Origin of the sequence: Methylobacterium sp. E-041 (assembly GCF_022829665.1) — a bacterium.
Classification (GTDB): domain Bacteria; phylum Pseudomonadota; class Alphaproteobacteria; order Rhizobiales; family Beijerinckiaceae; genus Methylobacterium.
Genome location: NZ_JAKSYQ010000143.1, coordinates 1 through 14,032 on the forward strand (window position 1 = coordinate 1; position 14,032 = coordinate 14,032).

Below are 14,032 nucleotides of genomic sequence, written 5' to 3' on the forward strand. Positions count from 1 at the left end.
AAGATCTCGATCGACTACGCGGTGATGGAGCGCACGACGCGCGCCGGCGTGCTGCCGGTGTCGTTCCCGTGGTCGGACGTCGGCACCTGGGACGCGGTCTGGCAGGTGCTGCCGCAGGACGCCGCCGGCAACGCGGTGCGCGGCCGGGTCGAGCTCCTGGGCACGCGCAACAGCCTGGTGCACAGCGAGGGCGAGGGGCTGACCACGGTGGTCGGCCTCGACGACGTGGTGGTGGTGGCGACCCCCGATGCGGTGCTGGTCGCCTCGAAGTCGCAGTCCGGCCGGGTGAAGGATCTGGTCGGGGTGCTGCGTTCGCGGGCCCATCCGGAGGCGGACGCGCACCGGCGGATGTACCGGCCCTGGGGCTGGTACCAGCGCGTCGACATCGGCGAGCGCTTCCAGGTCAAGCGCATCATGGTGACGCCGGGCGGGCGCCTGTCGCTGCAGAAGCACCATCACCGCGCCGAGCACTGGGTGGTGGTGAAGGGCACGGCGGAGGTGACGCTGGGCGAGCGCCTGGTCCTCGTGCACGAGAACGAGGCGGTGTACCTGCCGATCGGCTCGCTGCACCGCCTGACCAATCCCGGCAGGATCCCGCTCGAGCTGATCGAGGTCCAGGTCGGCTCCTATACCGGCGAGGACGACATCATCCGCGTCGAGGACGTCTACGGGCGGTGACGCGCCGGCGCGCCCGGCAGATGCATCCGATCCTCTGAACGACCCGGCCGCCGTCGGCGCGGAAATTGCCGGCGCTCAGTTGCGCAGCATCGCGATCCAGGACGAGACCGGGTCGACGACGTAGGCGGCGACCGAGGCCGCCCAGGCGCGGGCACGGGCCGGGAGCGAGCGGGCATCGCGTCCGGCCTCGACGTCGCGGGCGGCCATCAGCGCCGCGACGACGGCGTCCTCGCGCTCCTTGCATTCGTCGAGGGCGTTGCGCTGCGAGCCGGCGCGCCCCTGGGCCGGCGGCTGGTGCGCATAGGCTTCCCGCACGCAGTCGCGCCACGCCTGCTCCAGCGCCGCCGGGTCGGCCGCCCGCGGCGCCTGCGCAGCCGCGCAGGGCAGGGCGTTCAGGGACAGGAGGACAGCGAGGACGGGCATCCGCATGCGCGACGGTATCGCCGATTCGGGGCCGGCTCGGCAAGAACGAAGCGGCAACACGTTCGCGTGCATGCGCATGCCCCCGCTTATCCCCGCGCCGCGCGGGTCGAGCGGGTCGAGCGAGACGCTGCCGATCATCGCCGCGCCGGCGCACGGGTCTCGCGGGTTTTCGCGCGCGATCCGCACGCGTCGGCCGGCGGCTTAGGGGCGGATTAACCAAACGCGCGCCCAATACGGATCAGTCGCAGTTCTCTCGATCCCCGCACGGCCGACCCCATCGGCCGGCCCGCCGCCCGCCGATCCGTCGCGGGCGCGGGCCGGACGCTGCGCGGCTGCGGGCACCGGGTCGCCTTCGAGTCGAGTCCGCATGCCTCATCACCCGCGCTCCTCCTGCGGCCTCACGCGTCCCGCCCGCCGCCGGCGGGCACGCCGCCACCCGATCCTTCGCAACACGCTCGCCGCCCTGCTCTGCCTCGTCACCCTTGAGGGCGTGCCGCCGGGCGGCGGGACCGAGCCGGTGCCGCAGGTCGCGAGCCTCCAGGCCCGCAGCACCGGGTCGACCGCCCTCGCCGCCCTGTTCGATCCCCGGCCGATGCTGGGCCCGGAGGCCGGCGCGGACCGTCAGGGCGCGCCCCTCGGCGCCGCGCTCACCCCGCCCGAGCCGCGTTTCGCCCCGCCGGTCGCGACGCTCGCGGCCGCCGAGCCGCGTTCGACGGAAGCCGCGCCCCCGGTGCAGACCGGCCGGCAGGCCCAGGTCGTGGAGCAGGTGCGGGCCCTGCGGGCAAACCAGGTCTTACGGGACACGCAGGTCCTGCGGGTTACCCAGGTCCTGCGGGACACCGAGGTCGTGCGGCAGGCCCAGATCGTGCCGCTGCCGGTCGCCCGCCCGGCGGACCTGATCGCCGCCCCCGTGCCGCAGCGCCTCGCCCTGCGCCGCGCTCCGCGCCGGGTGCCCGAGGCGGTCCCGGCGCCCACCGCCGAGACGCCGTCGTTCTTCGAGGAGCTGTTCGCCGCGCGGAAGGATTCGGGCCCGGCTTTGGCCTACGCCGCCCTCGAGAGCCCCGGGCTGGAGCGGTCGCGCGGCCGCCTGTTCCCCGGCCCCGACGCGGGCGCCGGCACGGCGATCTACGACATCACCGCCCGCACCGTCCGCCTGCCGAACGGCGAGGTGCTGGAAGCCCATTCCGGCCTCGGCGCCAGCATGGACCATCCCGACTTCGTGCACCTGCGGATGCGCGGCTCGACCCCGCCGGGCACCTACGACCTCACCGAGCGCGAGGCTTTGTTCCACGGCGTGCGGGCGATCCGCCTCAACCCGGTGGGCGGCGCCGCCGCGATCCACGGCCGCGACGGGCTGCTGGCCCACACCTACATGCTCGGGCCGAGCGGCGCCTCGAACGGCTGCGTGTCCTTCCGCAACTACGACCGCTTCCTGCAGGCGTTCCTGCGCGGCGAGATCCGCCGCCTCGTCGTGGTGACCGGCCGCGGCGACGGCCCGGCCCGCTTCGCCGCGAGCCGCTGACGCCGTCACCGATCGGCCACACCCGGCGACGGCGTCCGAAAGCCGGATTGACGGGCCGGCGGCGCCCGACGCAACCTGCACGCGACGGTTCCTCATCGAGGATCAAAAGGGAACGCGGTGAGGGGAGGGCCCGACGGGGCCTTGCCCGAAGCCGCGGCTGCCCCCGCAACTGTAAGCGGCGAGCCTTCCACCACTGGACGTCACTGGATGCGCCGCATCCGGGAAGACGGTGGCGGGCGATGACCCGCGAGCCAGGAGACCTGCCGTCAGTCGTGGTCACACGCGAAGCGCGTCGGGCGGGGTGTTCCGGCGGGTGTCGAAGCCCCCGGCCGTCCGACGGACGGAGCGGTGGATCGGCCTCGTTCGCGGTGACGTGCCACGTCCGCGTCGCCCGAGGTCCCGTGTCCGCGTCCCAGTCCCCGCCCGTCTTCCGAACGCCAACCCTGCTCGCTCTCGCCTGCGCCGCCGCCCTCTCGGGCCCGGCCGCGCTGGCGCGCCCCGCCGCCGGGGAGGCCGAGGCGAACCTCGCCGAGATCTCCGTGACGGCCGACGATCCCAGGCCCGCCGCCGGGGCGGCGGCGAGCGCCGGCTACGTCGGCGGCACCATCGGCGCCGGCGGGGCGCTTCGGACGGTGGATGCGGCGAGCGCCGGCATCGTTTCCGGCGCCGAGATCAACAGCCGCCCGATCACGCGGCCGGGCGAGGTGCTCGAATCCGTGCCCGGCCTGATCGTCACCCAGCATTCGGGGGAGGGCAAGGCCAACCAGTTCTTCCTGCGCGGCTTCAACCTCGACCACGGCACCGACATCGCGATCGAGGTCGACGGGATGCCGGTGAACATGCGCACGCACGCGCACGGCCAGGGCTACGCCGACATCAACTTCCTGATCCCCGAGCTCGTCGGCGCGGTGGCGTTCCACAAGGGGCCGTACTTCGTCCGCGACGGCGACTTCGCCTCGGCCGGCTCGGTACGGATCGACTACCTCGACACCGTCGCCAAGAACGTCGCGCTGACCGCGTTCGGCAGCTTCGGCTACGCGCGGGCGCTGACCATCGCCTCGGCCCCCCTCGGCCAGGGCAACCTGCTCGTGGCGGGCGAGGCGCAGGTCTACGACGGCCCGTGGGACGTGCCGGATGCGCTGCGCAAGGTGAACGGCGTGGTGCGCTACAGCCAGGGCACGGCGCTCGACGGGTTCTCGGTCACCGGCATGGCCTATGCCAGCCGCTGGACCGCGACCAACCAGATCGCATCGCGCGCGGTGTCGGAGGGGATCATCGGCCGCTTCGGCACCCTGAACCCGACCGACGGCGGCGACAGCAGCCGGTTCTCGCTCTCGGGCCGCTGGAGCATGACCGACGACACCGGCGTCACGCGGGCCTCGGCCTACGTCATCCGCTCGCAGCTCAACCTGTTCAACGACTTCACCTACTTCCTCAACGATCCGGTCAACGGAGACCAGTTCCACCAGCTCGACCAGCGCATCCTCGGCGGCGGCGAGGTGAGCCACGTCTTCCAAGGCGACCTGTTCGGGCATCCGATGGAGAACGAGATCGGGGTGCAGACCCGCACCGACGCGATCCGCGTCGGGCTGTTCAACACCGCGAACCGCCAGTTCCGCACGGGCGTCCTCGACGACCGGGTGCTGGAGGCGAGCGGGGCGTTCTACGTCGACAACCGCGTGCGCTGGACCGACTGGCTGCGCACCAGCGTCGGCTTCCGGGCCGACGGCTACTACGGCGACGTGGTCTCCGACACGGCGGCCAATTCCGGCAAGGCACGGGACGGCATCGTCAACCCGAAGCTCGGGCTGGTGCTGGGGCCGTGGTTCGACACCGAGCTCTACGTGAACTACGGCGGCGGCTTCCACTCGAACGACGTGCGCGGCGTGACCGCGACGGTCGACCCGGCGAGCCCCCTCTTCAACATCGCGCGCTCGCCCTTCCTCGTGCCCTCGACCGGCTACGAGGTCGGCATCCGCAACCGCTCGATCGCCGGGCTGGAGACGGCATTGGCCCTGTTCCGCCTCGATTTCGCGTCGGAGAACCTGTTCCAGGGCGACACCGGCACGACGGAGCCGAGCCGGCCGAGCCGCCGCTTCGGCATCGAGTGGACCAACCGCTACGCGGTGACGCCGTGGCTGAGGCTGGAGGGGGACCTCACCGTCACCAATGCCCGCTTCTCCGACGTCGACCCGGTCGGCAACCGCATCCCCGAGGCGCCGACCACGATCGCGTCGGCCGGGTTCACCTTCGGCGAGGGCCTCGGCTGGTTCGGCGCGATGCGGCTGCGCTACTTCGGCCCGCGCCCGCTGATCGAGGACAATTCCGTGCGCTCGAAGCCGACGGCGCTGCTCAACGGCCGCGTCGGCTACCATTTCGACAACGGCCTCAGCCTGTCGCTCGACGTGCTGAACCTGACAAACGCCAAGTCGGACCAGATCACCTACTACTATATCTCGCGCCTGCCGGGCGAACCGGCCGACGGCGTCGCCGACCGGCACTTCCACCCGGTCGAGCCCACCGCCGTGCGGCTGACGCTGGCCGGGCGGTTCTGAGCGGCGGCCCTCGATCCGAGCGGCAGGCCCGGCGAAAACGGCCTCGCACGGTTCTGCCGCATTGACGGGGTGGCGGCCGGCGCCCTAGGCGTGGGACATGCGCATGTGGCGGCCAGATTGGCGGGTCTGCCGCGCGGTCATCGCCGTGACCGCGCTCTACGCGCTCGCCCTGCAGGCCGTCCTCGGCGGGATGACGGGCGTGCGCACCCTCGACCCGGCGCACGCGCTCTGCCTGCAGGAATCCGGCGCGGACGGGCAGGGCCCGGCCGACGCGCCCCATCACGGCGACCACCTGGCATGCTGCACGGCCGCGCAGGCGATGCCGATGGCGGACGTGCCGGTTCCGGCGGCCGTCGCGGTCGCCCGGTCCGCTCCCCCGGCCGTCGACGTTCCGTGGCGTCCCGTCCTCGCCGCCGCCGCCCGCGCTCCGCCGGGCATCGGCGCCGGCGCACGCGCCCCACCCGCCGCCTGATCCACCGCCCGGCCGCCGCCCAGCCGGAACGCGGCGTCGCGCCCTGCCTCACGGTTGCGCGCCGAAAGCCGTGCTCCGGGAAGGCCTCGGCCCGCATCGACCGATGCAGCCTGCCGCATCGCCGTCGCTCGGCCCCTCGCGATCGCGCGAGCCGGCATGCCCGGGACGCCGTCCCCCAACCGCCCGGCCGCCCGCGGCCGCGACCGATACCGCCCCCTTCAGGAGAGTTGCCATGTCCAAGCTGTTCCGTCGCCGCGCGACCGGCTCCCTCGTCGCCCTCGCGCTGCTCGCGGTCCCGGCCGGCGCCCACGAGTACAAGGCCGGCGCGCTCGCGATCGCCCATCCCTGGACGCGGGCGACCCCGAACGGCGCCAAGGTCGGCGGCGGCTACCTCAGCGTCACGAACACCGGCACCGCGCCGGACACGCTGCTCGGCGCCACGGTGACCGGGGCGGACCACGTCGAGATCCATTCGATGACGATGGACGGCACCGTGATGAAGATGGCTCCGGTCCCGGGCGGCCTGGTCATCGCCCCCGGCGCCACGGTGACGCTCGCGCCGGGCGGCTACCACATGATGTTCGTCGACCTGACGGCGCCCCTGAAGAAGGGCGAGCGCGTCAAGGGCACGCTGCGGTTCGAGAAGGCGGGGACCGTCCCGGTCGAGTTCGCGGTCGAGGCGATCGGCGCGAAGGCCCCCGAGGGCGCGCAAGGGGCGGCCGGCGGCCACGATCATGCCCATTGATCCGCCGCCCGTCACGCCGGCCCAGCGCCGGGCGGGCTACGGCATCCTCGCGGCGGTGCTCGTCGGCATCCTCGGCATCGCCGGGGGCGTCGTGGCGATGCTGCCGCGCGGGCCCGCCAAGCCGGCGATGTCGGTGGTCGGCGGCCCGTTCCGGCTGCAATCGTCCAAGGGTGGGATCCTCGATTCGGCGACGCTGGCCAACCGGCCCTTCCTGGTGTTCTTCGGGTTCACCCGCTGCCCGAACGTCTGCCCGACGACGCTGGCCGACCTCTCCAACCTGATCGACGACCTGCACAAGGCCGGCGGCGACATCGGCGCCTACTACATCACCCTCGATCCCGAGCGCGACGACGCCGCGGTGCTGCGCGACTACATGGGCTCGTTCAGCGATTCGATCACGGGGCTGACCGGGACCCGCGAGGAGATCGACCGGGTGGCGCGGTCCTACCGCGTCTTCTCCAAGAAGGTCCCGCTGCCGGGGGGCGACTACACCCTGGAGCACACGCTGATGGTCTACCTGATGGACCGGAACGGCGGCTTCGTCGGCCCGCTCGATCTCGCGGCCGGGCACGGGCTCGCCCTCCGGCAGATCCAGGCCGTCCTGTGACGGGTCGGGCGAAGCGCGTCGGCGCCCTCGGCACCGCGCTGATCCTGCTGGCGATCTGGGCGCAGTCGATCGTGCCGCTCGCCGCCCTGCGGATGGCGCCCGACGCCGCGCCGCTCGGCCTGTCGGCGATCTGCGGCCATGCCGGCGCAGCCGACGCCGCGGGGGAGCCGGCTCCGCTCGTTCCCGGCTGCCACGCCTGCCCGCTCTGCGCCGTGGGGCTCGCCGCGCCGGTCGTCGCCGCACCGCAGCCGGCGGCGCGGGTCCTGCGCTGGTCGCCCGTCGCCTGGCCGACCCCGCCGCCCGCCCGCACCCCGCATCGCCCCCGGATCGCCGGCCGGCCGAGGGCACCGCCGACCCTGCTCTGATCGAATCGCGAACCTCTTCCGGCGGGCCGATCCCGCCTGCCTCCCGATCAGACGAGCCCGCCCGATGCCCTTCCTGCCCAAGCTCCGGCTGCGCGCCGGCCTCCTCCTCCTGTCCGCCAGCCCGCTCGCCGTCGCGCAGGCGCAGGCGCAGGCACAGGCACAGGCACAGGAGAGCGTCACGCTCTCCGAGCTCTCGGTGGTCGGCGAGCGCGACGGGCCGGCACCGGCGGCCGGCATTCCCTTCGGCGTCGCCGCGCCGCAGGGCTCGGCGCCCAGCGTCATCGAGCATCCGGTCGGGCAGGTCGTGACCGGGATCGGGCGGCGCGACACGATCGAGAACCGGCCGGCGACGAGCGTCGGCGCGGTGCTCGCCAACAGCCCCGGCGTCACCGTGCGCCAGGGCAACGGCGGGCGCGACGTGATCATCTCGATCCGCGGCAACAACGCCCGCTCCACCGGCGTGATCAAGAACACGGTGGTGCTGGAGGACGGCTTCGTCCTGACCCAGCCCGACGGCGCCGCGCGCTTCGACCTCGCCGACCCGCGGGCCTATTCCCGCATCGACGTGTTCCGCGGGCCGCAATCGGCCCTGTTCGGCAACTACGCCACGGGCGGCGCGCTGGCCTTCCGCACCCGCACCGGCCGCGAGATCGACGGCTACGAGATCGGCACCGATGCCGGCAGCTTCGGCTATCTCAGCACCTCCTTCACGGTCGGCGGCGTCAGCGGCCCGTTCGAGATCAGCCTGTTCTCCAGCGACGTGCGCGCCAACGGCTACCAGGACCATTCGTCCTACGACACGCAGACCATCGACCTGCTGGCGAGCTACACCCCGACGCCGGACAACCGCTTCACCCTCAAGGTGATCAACAACGACCTGCACGCGGACCTCGCCGCCCGGTCGTCGCTGGCCGAGTTCCGCACCAACCCCTATCAGCGCGGCTGCGCGGCGGCGGCGACCGCGGCGGCGGGCTGCTCGCTCACCAACCTCTTCGTCAACGGCGCCTACGGCCGAAGGGTCGGCGTCACCGCCGACGAGGCCGGCTTCGAGCGCAAGGACCGGCGCACGATCGTGGCGGCGCGCTACGAGCACGACATCGACGCCCAGACCACCTGGCGCACGCAACTCGGCTTCGACGAGCGCAATTTCAACCAGCCGTTCTACGCGACCGCGTCACGGGGCTCGTACCCGTCCTGGAACTTTCTCACCGACCTCACCCGGCGCTACGACCTGTTCGGCCTGCCGGCGGTCGGCTACGTGGCTTTGGCCTACAGCACCATCGACAACCGGATCTCGACCTACAACCGCGCGCCCTACGGCGGCCCGCGGCTGGGCGCGTTGATCGGCGACCAGGAGGCGGTGCAGTCGAACCTCGGCGGCCGCGCCCGCACCGAGGTCGCGCTCTCCGAGCAGTGGACGGGCGTCGTCGGCATCGGCGCCGAGACCACGTCGATCACCGGGCGCAGCCTCGCCTACGCCTACGCGGCCGCGGGCGCGACCACGACGATCGCGGACGCGAACCGCAGCTTCCTCAACGTCGCCCCGGAACTGGCGCTGGTCTACCGCCCGAGCGCCGAATGGGCGTTCCGCGGCCACGTCGCCACCGGCTACACCACGCCGGCGGCGAGCAACCTGTTCGTGACCTCGGCGGGCCTGCCCGGCAACAACACCGGGCTGCAGACCCAGGAGAACCTCGGCTTCGACCTCGGCACCGACTGGACGCCGGTCGAGGGGCTGCGCCTCAGCGTCACCGGCTTCTACGAGATCTTCCGCAACGAGCTCGTCTCGCAATCGCCCGGGGCCGGCCTGCAGAGCTACACCTTCAACGCCCCGGCCTCGGAGCACCGCGGCCTCGAGGTCGGCGCCGACTGGGCCTTCGCGCCGGGCTGGCGCATCGTCGCCGCCTACACCTTCGACGACCAGGTCTACACCCGCTACGTCGAGCAGCTCAGCGCCGGAGCGCTGACCCGCCGCCTCGACCGCGCCGGCAACCGCATCCCCGGCGTGCCGGCCAACCAGCTGCTCGCCCGCGTCGGCTACGACGTCCCGGCCGGGCCGCTCACCGGGCTCGGCGCCTTCGTCGAGACCGTGTTCCAGGACGACTTCTACCTCGACAACGCCAACCAGCTGAAGGCGCCGGGCTACGCGATCGTCAACGCCAACGTCCACTACGCGACGGAACTCCCCGGCGGCTACGCCAAGCGCCTCACGCTCTACGCCGAGGTGCGCAACCTGTTCGACACGGTCTACGCCGCCTCGGCCCAGAACCTCGCCGACACGATCAGCGCGACGACCGGGCTGCAGAACGGCGCGGGCGTGCTCGCCGGCACCACCGGCTCGATCTATGCCGGCGCCCCGCGCAACCTCGTCGCCGGGATGAAGCTGGCGTTCTGATGCCGACCCTCGGTGAGCCCGGCTCATCGAGGTTCGGCCCCCGCGACCGCCGGGCGGCGGTCGTCCGCCGGACCTCATGGGTTCTCACCTACGAGGCTTGGCCTGAAGACTCGGCATGAGCCTCAGATCACCGCCTCGATCAGGCCGAGGGTGCGGGCCTCCTCGGCCTCGATGTACCAATTGTAGGGAGCCCGCTCGATCACCTGATCGAGGGTCACGCTCGAGCCCTCGACGAGGTTGGCGAAGCCCTCGTTCTGGATCGCGATCGAGCACTCGATCTCGTGGAGCGTCGCCTTCACCGTGGCGATGCAGGTGGTCAGCGGACCGTTGATCCGGAGCTCCTTGGCGAGCTTGCGCTCGTGGATCATCAGCCGCGTGCCGGGGGTGAGGTAGCGGTTCTGCCGGGTGAAGAAGCTCATGAAGGTGGTGCCGGCGGAGTAGATCGCCGCCTTGCCGAGGAAGGCGTAGCGGCATTGCGGGTTCATCGCGCTCTTGAAGCGGATGTCCTCGCCCATCATCCGCGCGACCTCCGGGTCGCCGCCGAGCGTGGTCAGCTCGACGACGACCAGCCCCTCGCACGGGGCCTTTCCGATCTGGGCCCGGAAGTCCCGGTACATGTCGTAATCCACCGTGCCGGCGAGCAGGACGGTTGGAGCCGCGAAGTCGGCGGCTTTCAGGGTCGTATCCGGGGTCGTGGTGTTCATGGGGCGGGGCGGCCTTGCGATGCGGACGGGTTTGCGATCCGAACGGGATCGCGGCCTGCACAACCCGCGCCGGACCTGTTCGTTCAGGAAAAGATCCGCATCGGGGACGCCGTCAGCGCGACAGCCCGTCGTCGGGCGCGCGCAGGCGGTAGCCGACGCCGGTCTCGGTGAGCAGCAGGCGCGGGCGCTCGGGATCGGCCTCCAGCTTCTGCCGGAGCTGGCGCATGTAGACCCGGAGGTATTGCGGGTCGGACGAGGCCGAGACCGCGCCCATCAGCTGGGCATGGGTCAGCACCTTGCCGGCATGCTGCACCAGCACCCGCAGGAAGTCGTACTCGCGCGGCGTCAGCTTCACCTCGCGCCCCTCCACCCGGACGATGCGGCGCACGAGGTCGACGCTCAGGGGCCCGACCTGGAACAGCGGGCGCTGCCCTTCCGTCGCGAGCTGGTGGCGGAGCGCCGTGCGGATGCGGGCCAGCAGCTCGCCCATGCCGAAGGGCTTGGTGACGTAGTCGTCGGCCCCGAGGTCGAGCGCCTCGACCTTGCCGGTCTCGTCGTCGCGGCTCGACAGCACCACCACCGGCAGGGCGGGATGCGCCGCGCGGATCCGGGCGAGGAGGTCGTGCCCGCGCATGTCGGGCAGCCCGAGATCGAGGATCACGAGGTCCACCGTCTCGTGGCCGGACGCCTTGCGGCCCAGGGTCTCCAGGGCGGTGCGGCCGTCGGGCGCCTCCAGCACGGCGTAGCCCTGGGTCCCGAGCCCGGTGCGCAGCAGCCGCCGGATCGGCGGCTCGTCGTCGACGACGAGGATGTGCAGGGTCATGCCGCCCGATCCGAGGCGGTCCGCGCGGGCTCGGCGGGGACCGGCAGGGTGATGGTGAACACCGCGCCGGAGCGGTCGCGGCGGTTGGCGCCGACGACCGTGCCGGCCATCGCCTCGATGAAGCCGCGGGAGATCGGCAGGCCGAGGCCGGTTCCGGCCCGCACGCTGTCGGCCTTGGCGACGCGGTAGAACGTGTCGAACACCCGTTCCAGGTCCGCCTCCGGCAGGCCGCCGCCCTCGTCGAGGATCTCGATCCGCACCCGCATCCCGTCCCGCCGCCCGCGCAGGCGGATGGTCGATCCCTCGGGGGCGTACTTGCCGGCGTTGTCGAGGAGGTTGACCAGCACCTGCTCGAACAGCACCGGATCGAGCCGCAGCGGCGGCAGGCCGGGCGCGATCTCCACCACGACGCGGTGGCCGGACAGGATCGCCTCCAGGCGGCGCAAGGCCGTGTCGGCGATCTCGGCGACGTCGTGCAGCGCGACGTTGGGCACCACGGCGCCGGCCTCCAGGCGGGTCATGTCGAGGAGGTTGGCGATGAAGCGGTTGAGGCGCTCGGATTCCGCGATGACGGTCGCGAGGAGATCCGCCTTCGCGGGGGCGTCGAGGGCGTCGTCGAGGTCGCGCAGCGTCGTGGCCGCGCCGAGCACGGCGGCGAGCGGCGTGCGCAGGTCGTGCGAGATCGAGGTGAGCAGCGCCTGGCGCAGGCGGTCGGTCTCGGCCGCGCGCTCGGCCCGGTCGAGGTCCTCGACGAGGCGGACGCGCTCGATGGCCAGCGCGCCCTGGTCGGAGAGCGCGTCGACGAGGCGCCGGCTCTCCGGTGAGAGGATCGGCCCGGCCCGGTCGGCGTCGAGGCCGATGACGCCGAGCGTCCCCCGGCCGGTCCGCATCGGCAGGAACAGGCGCTTGGCGCCGGGCAGGGTGTCGGCGCCGCGGCCTGCCGCCCGGTCGTTGTCGAAGGCCCACTTGGCGGCGGCGAGGTCGGCCGCGTCGAGGGTGTCCTCCGGCGGGTAGCCGGCGCGCACCGCGATCGCGCCGGCCTCGGGCAGGAGCAGCACGACGCGGACGTCGAGGCTCGCGGCGATCTGGTAGGCGGTCGCCCACAGCACGTCGTCGAGGGTGCCGCAGCCGGCGAGCTTGCGGCTGAAGCCGTAGAGCCGCTCGCTCGCCACGGCCCGCGCCCGCGAGACCACCGCCTCCTGGCGGGTGCGCGCGGCGAGGTTCGAGACCAGCACGGCGACCAGCGTGAACAGGCAGAAGGCGGCGACGTTGGTCGGGTCGGCGATGGTGAAGGTGTAGAGCGGCGGCAGGAAGAAGAAGTTGTAGGCGAGCGAGGCCGCCACCACGGCGGCGAGCGAGGGCCCGAGGCCGAAGCGCACCGCCACGGCGACCACGGCGGTGAGCAGGACGAGGTCGGCGTTCTCGACGCCGAGCATCGGCTGCAGCGCGAGCGCGATCCCGAGGGCGCCCCCGACGGCCGCGAGCGCGACCGCGTAGGGCCAGGCCGAGCGGGACGGCTCCGCGGCCGTGCGCACGCTCTTCGGCCCGGCCGCGTCCCCGCCCTGCGCCTCCCCACTCTGCGCCTCGCCCGCGATGACGTGGACGCTGATCTGCCCTGAGCCGCGCACGAGGTCGTGCACCACCGAGCCGTTCAGGATCTCGAAGAGCCGCGAGCGCTCGGACTTGCCCACCACGACGTGGTTGGCGTTGGCGCTCCGCGCATAGGCCAGGATGTCGTCGGCGATCCGCCGCGAGCCCGGCACGGTCGCCGCCTCGCCGCCGAGCCGGTCGGCCAGCCGCAAGGTGTCGGCGATGCGGTCGCGCGCGGCCTCCGACAGCGCCTGCGCCCGCGGCCCCTCGACCGAGAGCGCGGTCCAGGGCGCGTGCAGGCGGTCGGCCAGGCGCTTGGCGTAGCGCACCAGCCCGGCCGCGCGCGGATCCTCGCTGACGCAGACCAGCACCCGCTCGCCCGCGCCCCAGGGCCCGGGGATGGCGTTGGCCCGCATGTGGCTCAGGAGCTCGTCGTCGACCCGGTCGGCGGTGCGGCGGAGCGCCAGCTCGCGCAAGGCCGTGAGGTTGCCGCGGGAAAAGTAGTGCCGCAGCGCGCGGGCGGCGTTGCGGGGCAGGTAGACCTTGCCGTCCTCGAGGCGCCGGATCAGGTCGTCGGGGTTGAGGTCGATCACCTCGATGTCGTCGGCCCGGTCGAGGATGCCGTCGGGCACGGTCTCGCGCACCCGGATGCGGGTGATCTGGGCGACGACGTCGTTCAGGCTCTCGACGTGCTGGATGTTGAGGGTGGTGTCGACGTCGATGCCGGCGTCGAGCAATTCCTCGACGTCCTGGTAGCGCTTCGGGTGGCGCGAGCCCGGCGCGTTGGTGTGGGCGAGCTCGTCGACCAGCGCCAGGGCCGGGCGCCGGGCCAGCAGCGCGTCGAGATCCATCTCGTCGAGGCGGGTGCCCTTGTAGGCGACGGCGCGGCGCGGGACGACCTCCAGCCCGGCGAGCAGGCTCTCCGTCTCCGCGCGGCCATGGGTCTCGACCACGCCGATCACCACGTCGAGGCCGGCGCGGGCCTTGGCCTGGGCCGTGGTCAGCATCTCGTAGGTCTTGCCGACCCCCGGCGCGGCGCCGAGGAAGATCTTCAGCCGGCCGCGCGACCGGCTTTCGCGGCGCGCGGCTTCGAGCAGCGCGTCGGGGGAGGGGCGGGACGGGTCTCGGCTCGGCTCGGGCATCGGGGGCGCAT

General features: G+C 73.1%; 12 protein-coding genes and 1 riboswitch. Of the genes, 8 read left to right on the top strand and 4 right to left on the bottom strand.

Translation table 11 applies throughout. The annotated features are described in order from the left end of the window. The coding region (locus MKK70_RS13165; protein ID WP_243948258.1) for a cupin domain-containing protein at positions 1-678 on the top strand (678 nt) is incomplete at its 5' end. Between the two features lie 75 nt (positions 679-753). On the opposite strand, the gene MKK70_RS13170 is transcribed toward MKK70_RS13165, so the two are convergent. Next, positions 754-1,107, bottom strand: coding sequence for a hypothetical protein (locus MKK70_RS13170; protein ID WP_147729975.1), 354 nt, complete (start codon positions 1,105-1,107; stop codon positions 754-756). Positions 1,108-1,468: 361 nt separating this feature from the next. Between MKK70_RS13170 and MKK70_RS13175 the strand changes: the two genes are divergently transcribed. The 7 genes from MKK70_RS13175 (at position 1,469) to MKK70_RS13205 (ending at position 9,762) form a co-directional block, all read left to right on the top strand. Next, positions 1,469-2,623, top strand: coding sequence for a DUF2778 domain-containing protein (locus tag MKK70_RS13175; protein ID WP_243948260.1), 1,155 nt, complete (start codon positions 1,469-1,471; stop codon positions 2,621-2,623). 68 nt (positions 2,624-2,691) lie between these two features. Beyond that, positions 2,692-2,906, top strand: a riboswitch (cobalamin riboswitch). A 118-nt stretch (positions 2,907-3,024) separates the two neighbouring features. After that, positions 3,025-5,178, top strand: coding sequence for a TonB-dependent receptor (locus MKK70_RS13180; protein WP_409568272.1), 2,154 nt, complete (start codon positions 3,025-3,027; stop codon positions 5,176-5,178). A 103-nt stretch (positions 5,179-5,281) separates the two neighbouring features. Then, the gene (locus tag MKK70_RS13185; RefSeq protein WP_147862925.1) at positions 5,282-5,650 is read left to right on the top strand and encodes a hypothetical protein; all 369 of its coding nucleotides are present in this window, start codon (positions 5,282-5,284) and stop codon (positions 5,648-5,650) included. A 232-nt stretch (positions 5,651-5,882) separates the two neighbouring features. Beyond that, positions 5,883-6,395 carry a copper chaperone PCu(A)C gene (locus tag MKK70_RS13190; protein WP_147729784.1) on the top strand — a complete coding sequence of 171 codons (513 nt, stop codon included), beginning with the start codon at positions 5,883-5,885 and terminating at the stop codon, positions 6,393-6,395. Further along, positions 6,385-7,002, top strand: coding sequence for an SCO family protein (locus tag MKK70_RS13195; protein ID WP_243948262.1), 618 nt, complete (start codon positions 6,385-6,387; stop codon positions 7,000-7,002). The genes MKK70_RS13190 and MKK70_RS13195 overlap by 11 nt, the downstream gene beginning before the upstream one ends. After that, complete coding sequence (locus MKK70_RS13200; RefSeq protein WP_243933474.1) at positions 6,999-7,367, top strand: DUF2946 family protein; 369 nt, start codon at positions 6,999-7,001, stop codon at positions 7,365-7,367. Before MKK70_RS13195 ends, MKK70_RS13200 begins: the two co-directional genes overlap by 4 nt. A 64-nt stretch (positions 7,368-7,431) precedes the next feature. Continuing rightward, positions 7,432-9,762, top strand: a complete 2,331-nt coding sequence (locus MKK70_RS13205) for a TonB-dependent receptor family protein (protein ID WP_243948264.1) — start codon at positions 7,432-7,434, stop codon at positions 9,760-9,762. 122 nt (positions 9,763-9,884) lie between these two features. Here the strand turns inward: MKK70_RS13205 and MKK70_RS13210 are convergent, their stop codons facing one another. From MKK70_RS13210 to MKK70_RS13220, 3 genes are all read right to left on the bottom strand, one after another. Further along, positions 9,885-10,466, bottom strand: coding sequence for a peptidase S14 (locus MKK70_RS13210; RefSeq protein WP_147728117.1), 582 nt, complete (start codon positions 10,464-10,466; stop codon positions 9,885-9,887). 112 nt (positions 10,467-10,578) lie between these two features. Further along, positions 10,579-11,289, bottom strand: coding sequence for a response regulator (locus tag MKK70_RS13215; RefSeq protein ID WP_147728118.1), 711 nt, complete (start codon positions 11,287-11,289; stop codon positions 10,579-10,581). Then, entirely contained in the window at positions 11,286-14,021 is a 2,736-nt protein-coding gene (locus MKK70_RS13220) for a sensor histidine kinase (RefSeq protein ID WP_243948266.1), read from the bottom strand. The genes MKK70_RS13215 and MKK70_RS13220 overlap by 4 nt, the downstream gene beginning before the upstream one ends. Positions 14,022-14,032 lie beyond the last annotated feature (11 nt).

Bases quoted from the DNA above. Each gene is read 5' to 3' on its own strand.
- MKK70_RS13170 (WP_147729975.1), bottom strand. From the start codon at position 1,107: ATGCGGATGCCCGTCCTCGCTGTCCTCCTGTCCCTGAACGCCCTGCCC.
- MKK70_RS13175 (WP_243948260.1), top strand. From the start codon at position 1,469: ATGCCTCATCACCCGCGCTCCTCCTGCGGCCTCACGCGTCCCGCCCGC.
- MKK70_RS13185 (WP_147862925.1), top strand. From the start codon at position 5,282: ATGTGGCGGCCAGATTGGCGGGTCTGCCGCGCGGTCATCGCCGTGACC.
- MKK70_RS13190 (WP_147729784.1), top strand. From the start codon at position 5,883: ATGTCCAAGCTGTTCCGTCGCCGCGCGACCGGCTCCCTCGTCGCCCTC.
- MKK70_RS13195 (WP_243948262.1), top strand. From the start codon at position 6,385: ATGCCCATTGATCCGCCGCCCGTCACGCCGGCCCAGCGCCGGGCGGGC.
- MKK70_RS13205 (WP_243948264.1), top strand. From the start codon at position 7,432: ATGCCCTTCCTGCCCAAGCTCCGGCTGCGCGCCGGCCTCCTCCTCCTG.
- MKK70_RS13210 (WP_147728117.1), bottom strand. From the start codon at position 10,466: ATGAACACCACGACCCCGGATACGACCCTGAAAGCCGCCGACTTCGCG.
- MKK70_RS13215 (WP_147728118.1), bottom strand. From the start codon at position 11,289: ATGACCCTGCACATCCTCGTCGTCGACGACGAGCCGCCGATCCGGCGG.
- MKK70_RS13220 (WP_243948266.1), bottom strand. From the start codon at position 14,021: ATGCCCGAGCCGAGCCGAGACCCGTCCCGCCCCTCCCCCGACGCGCTG.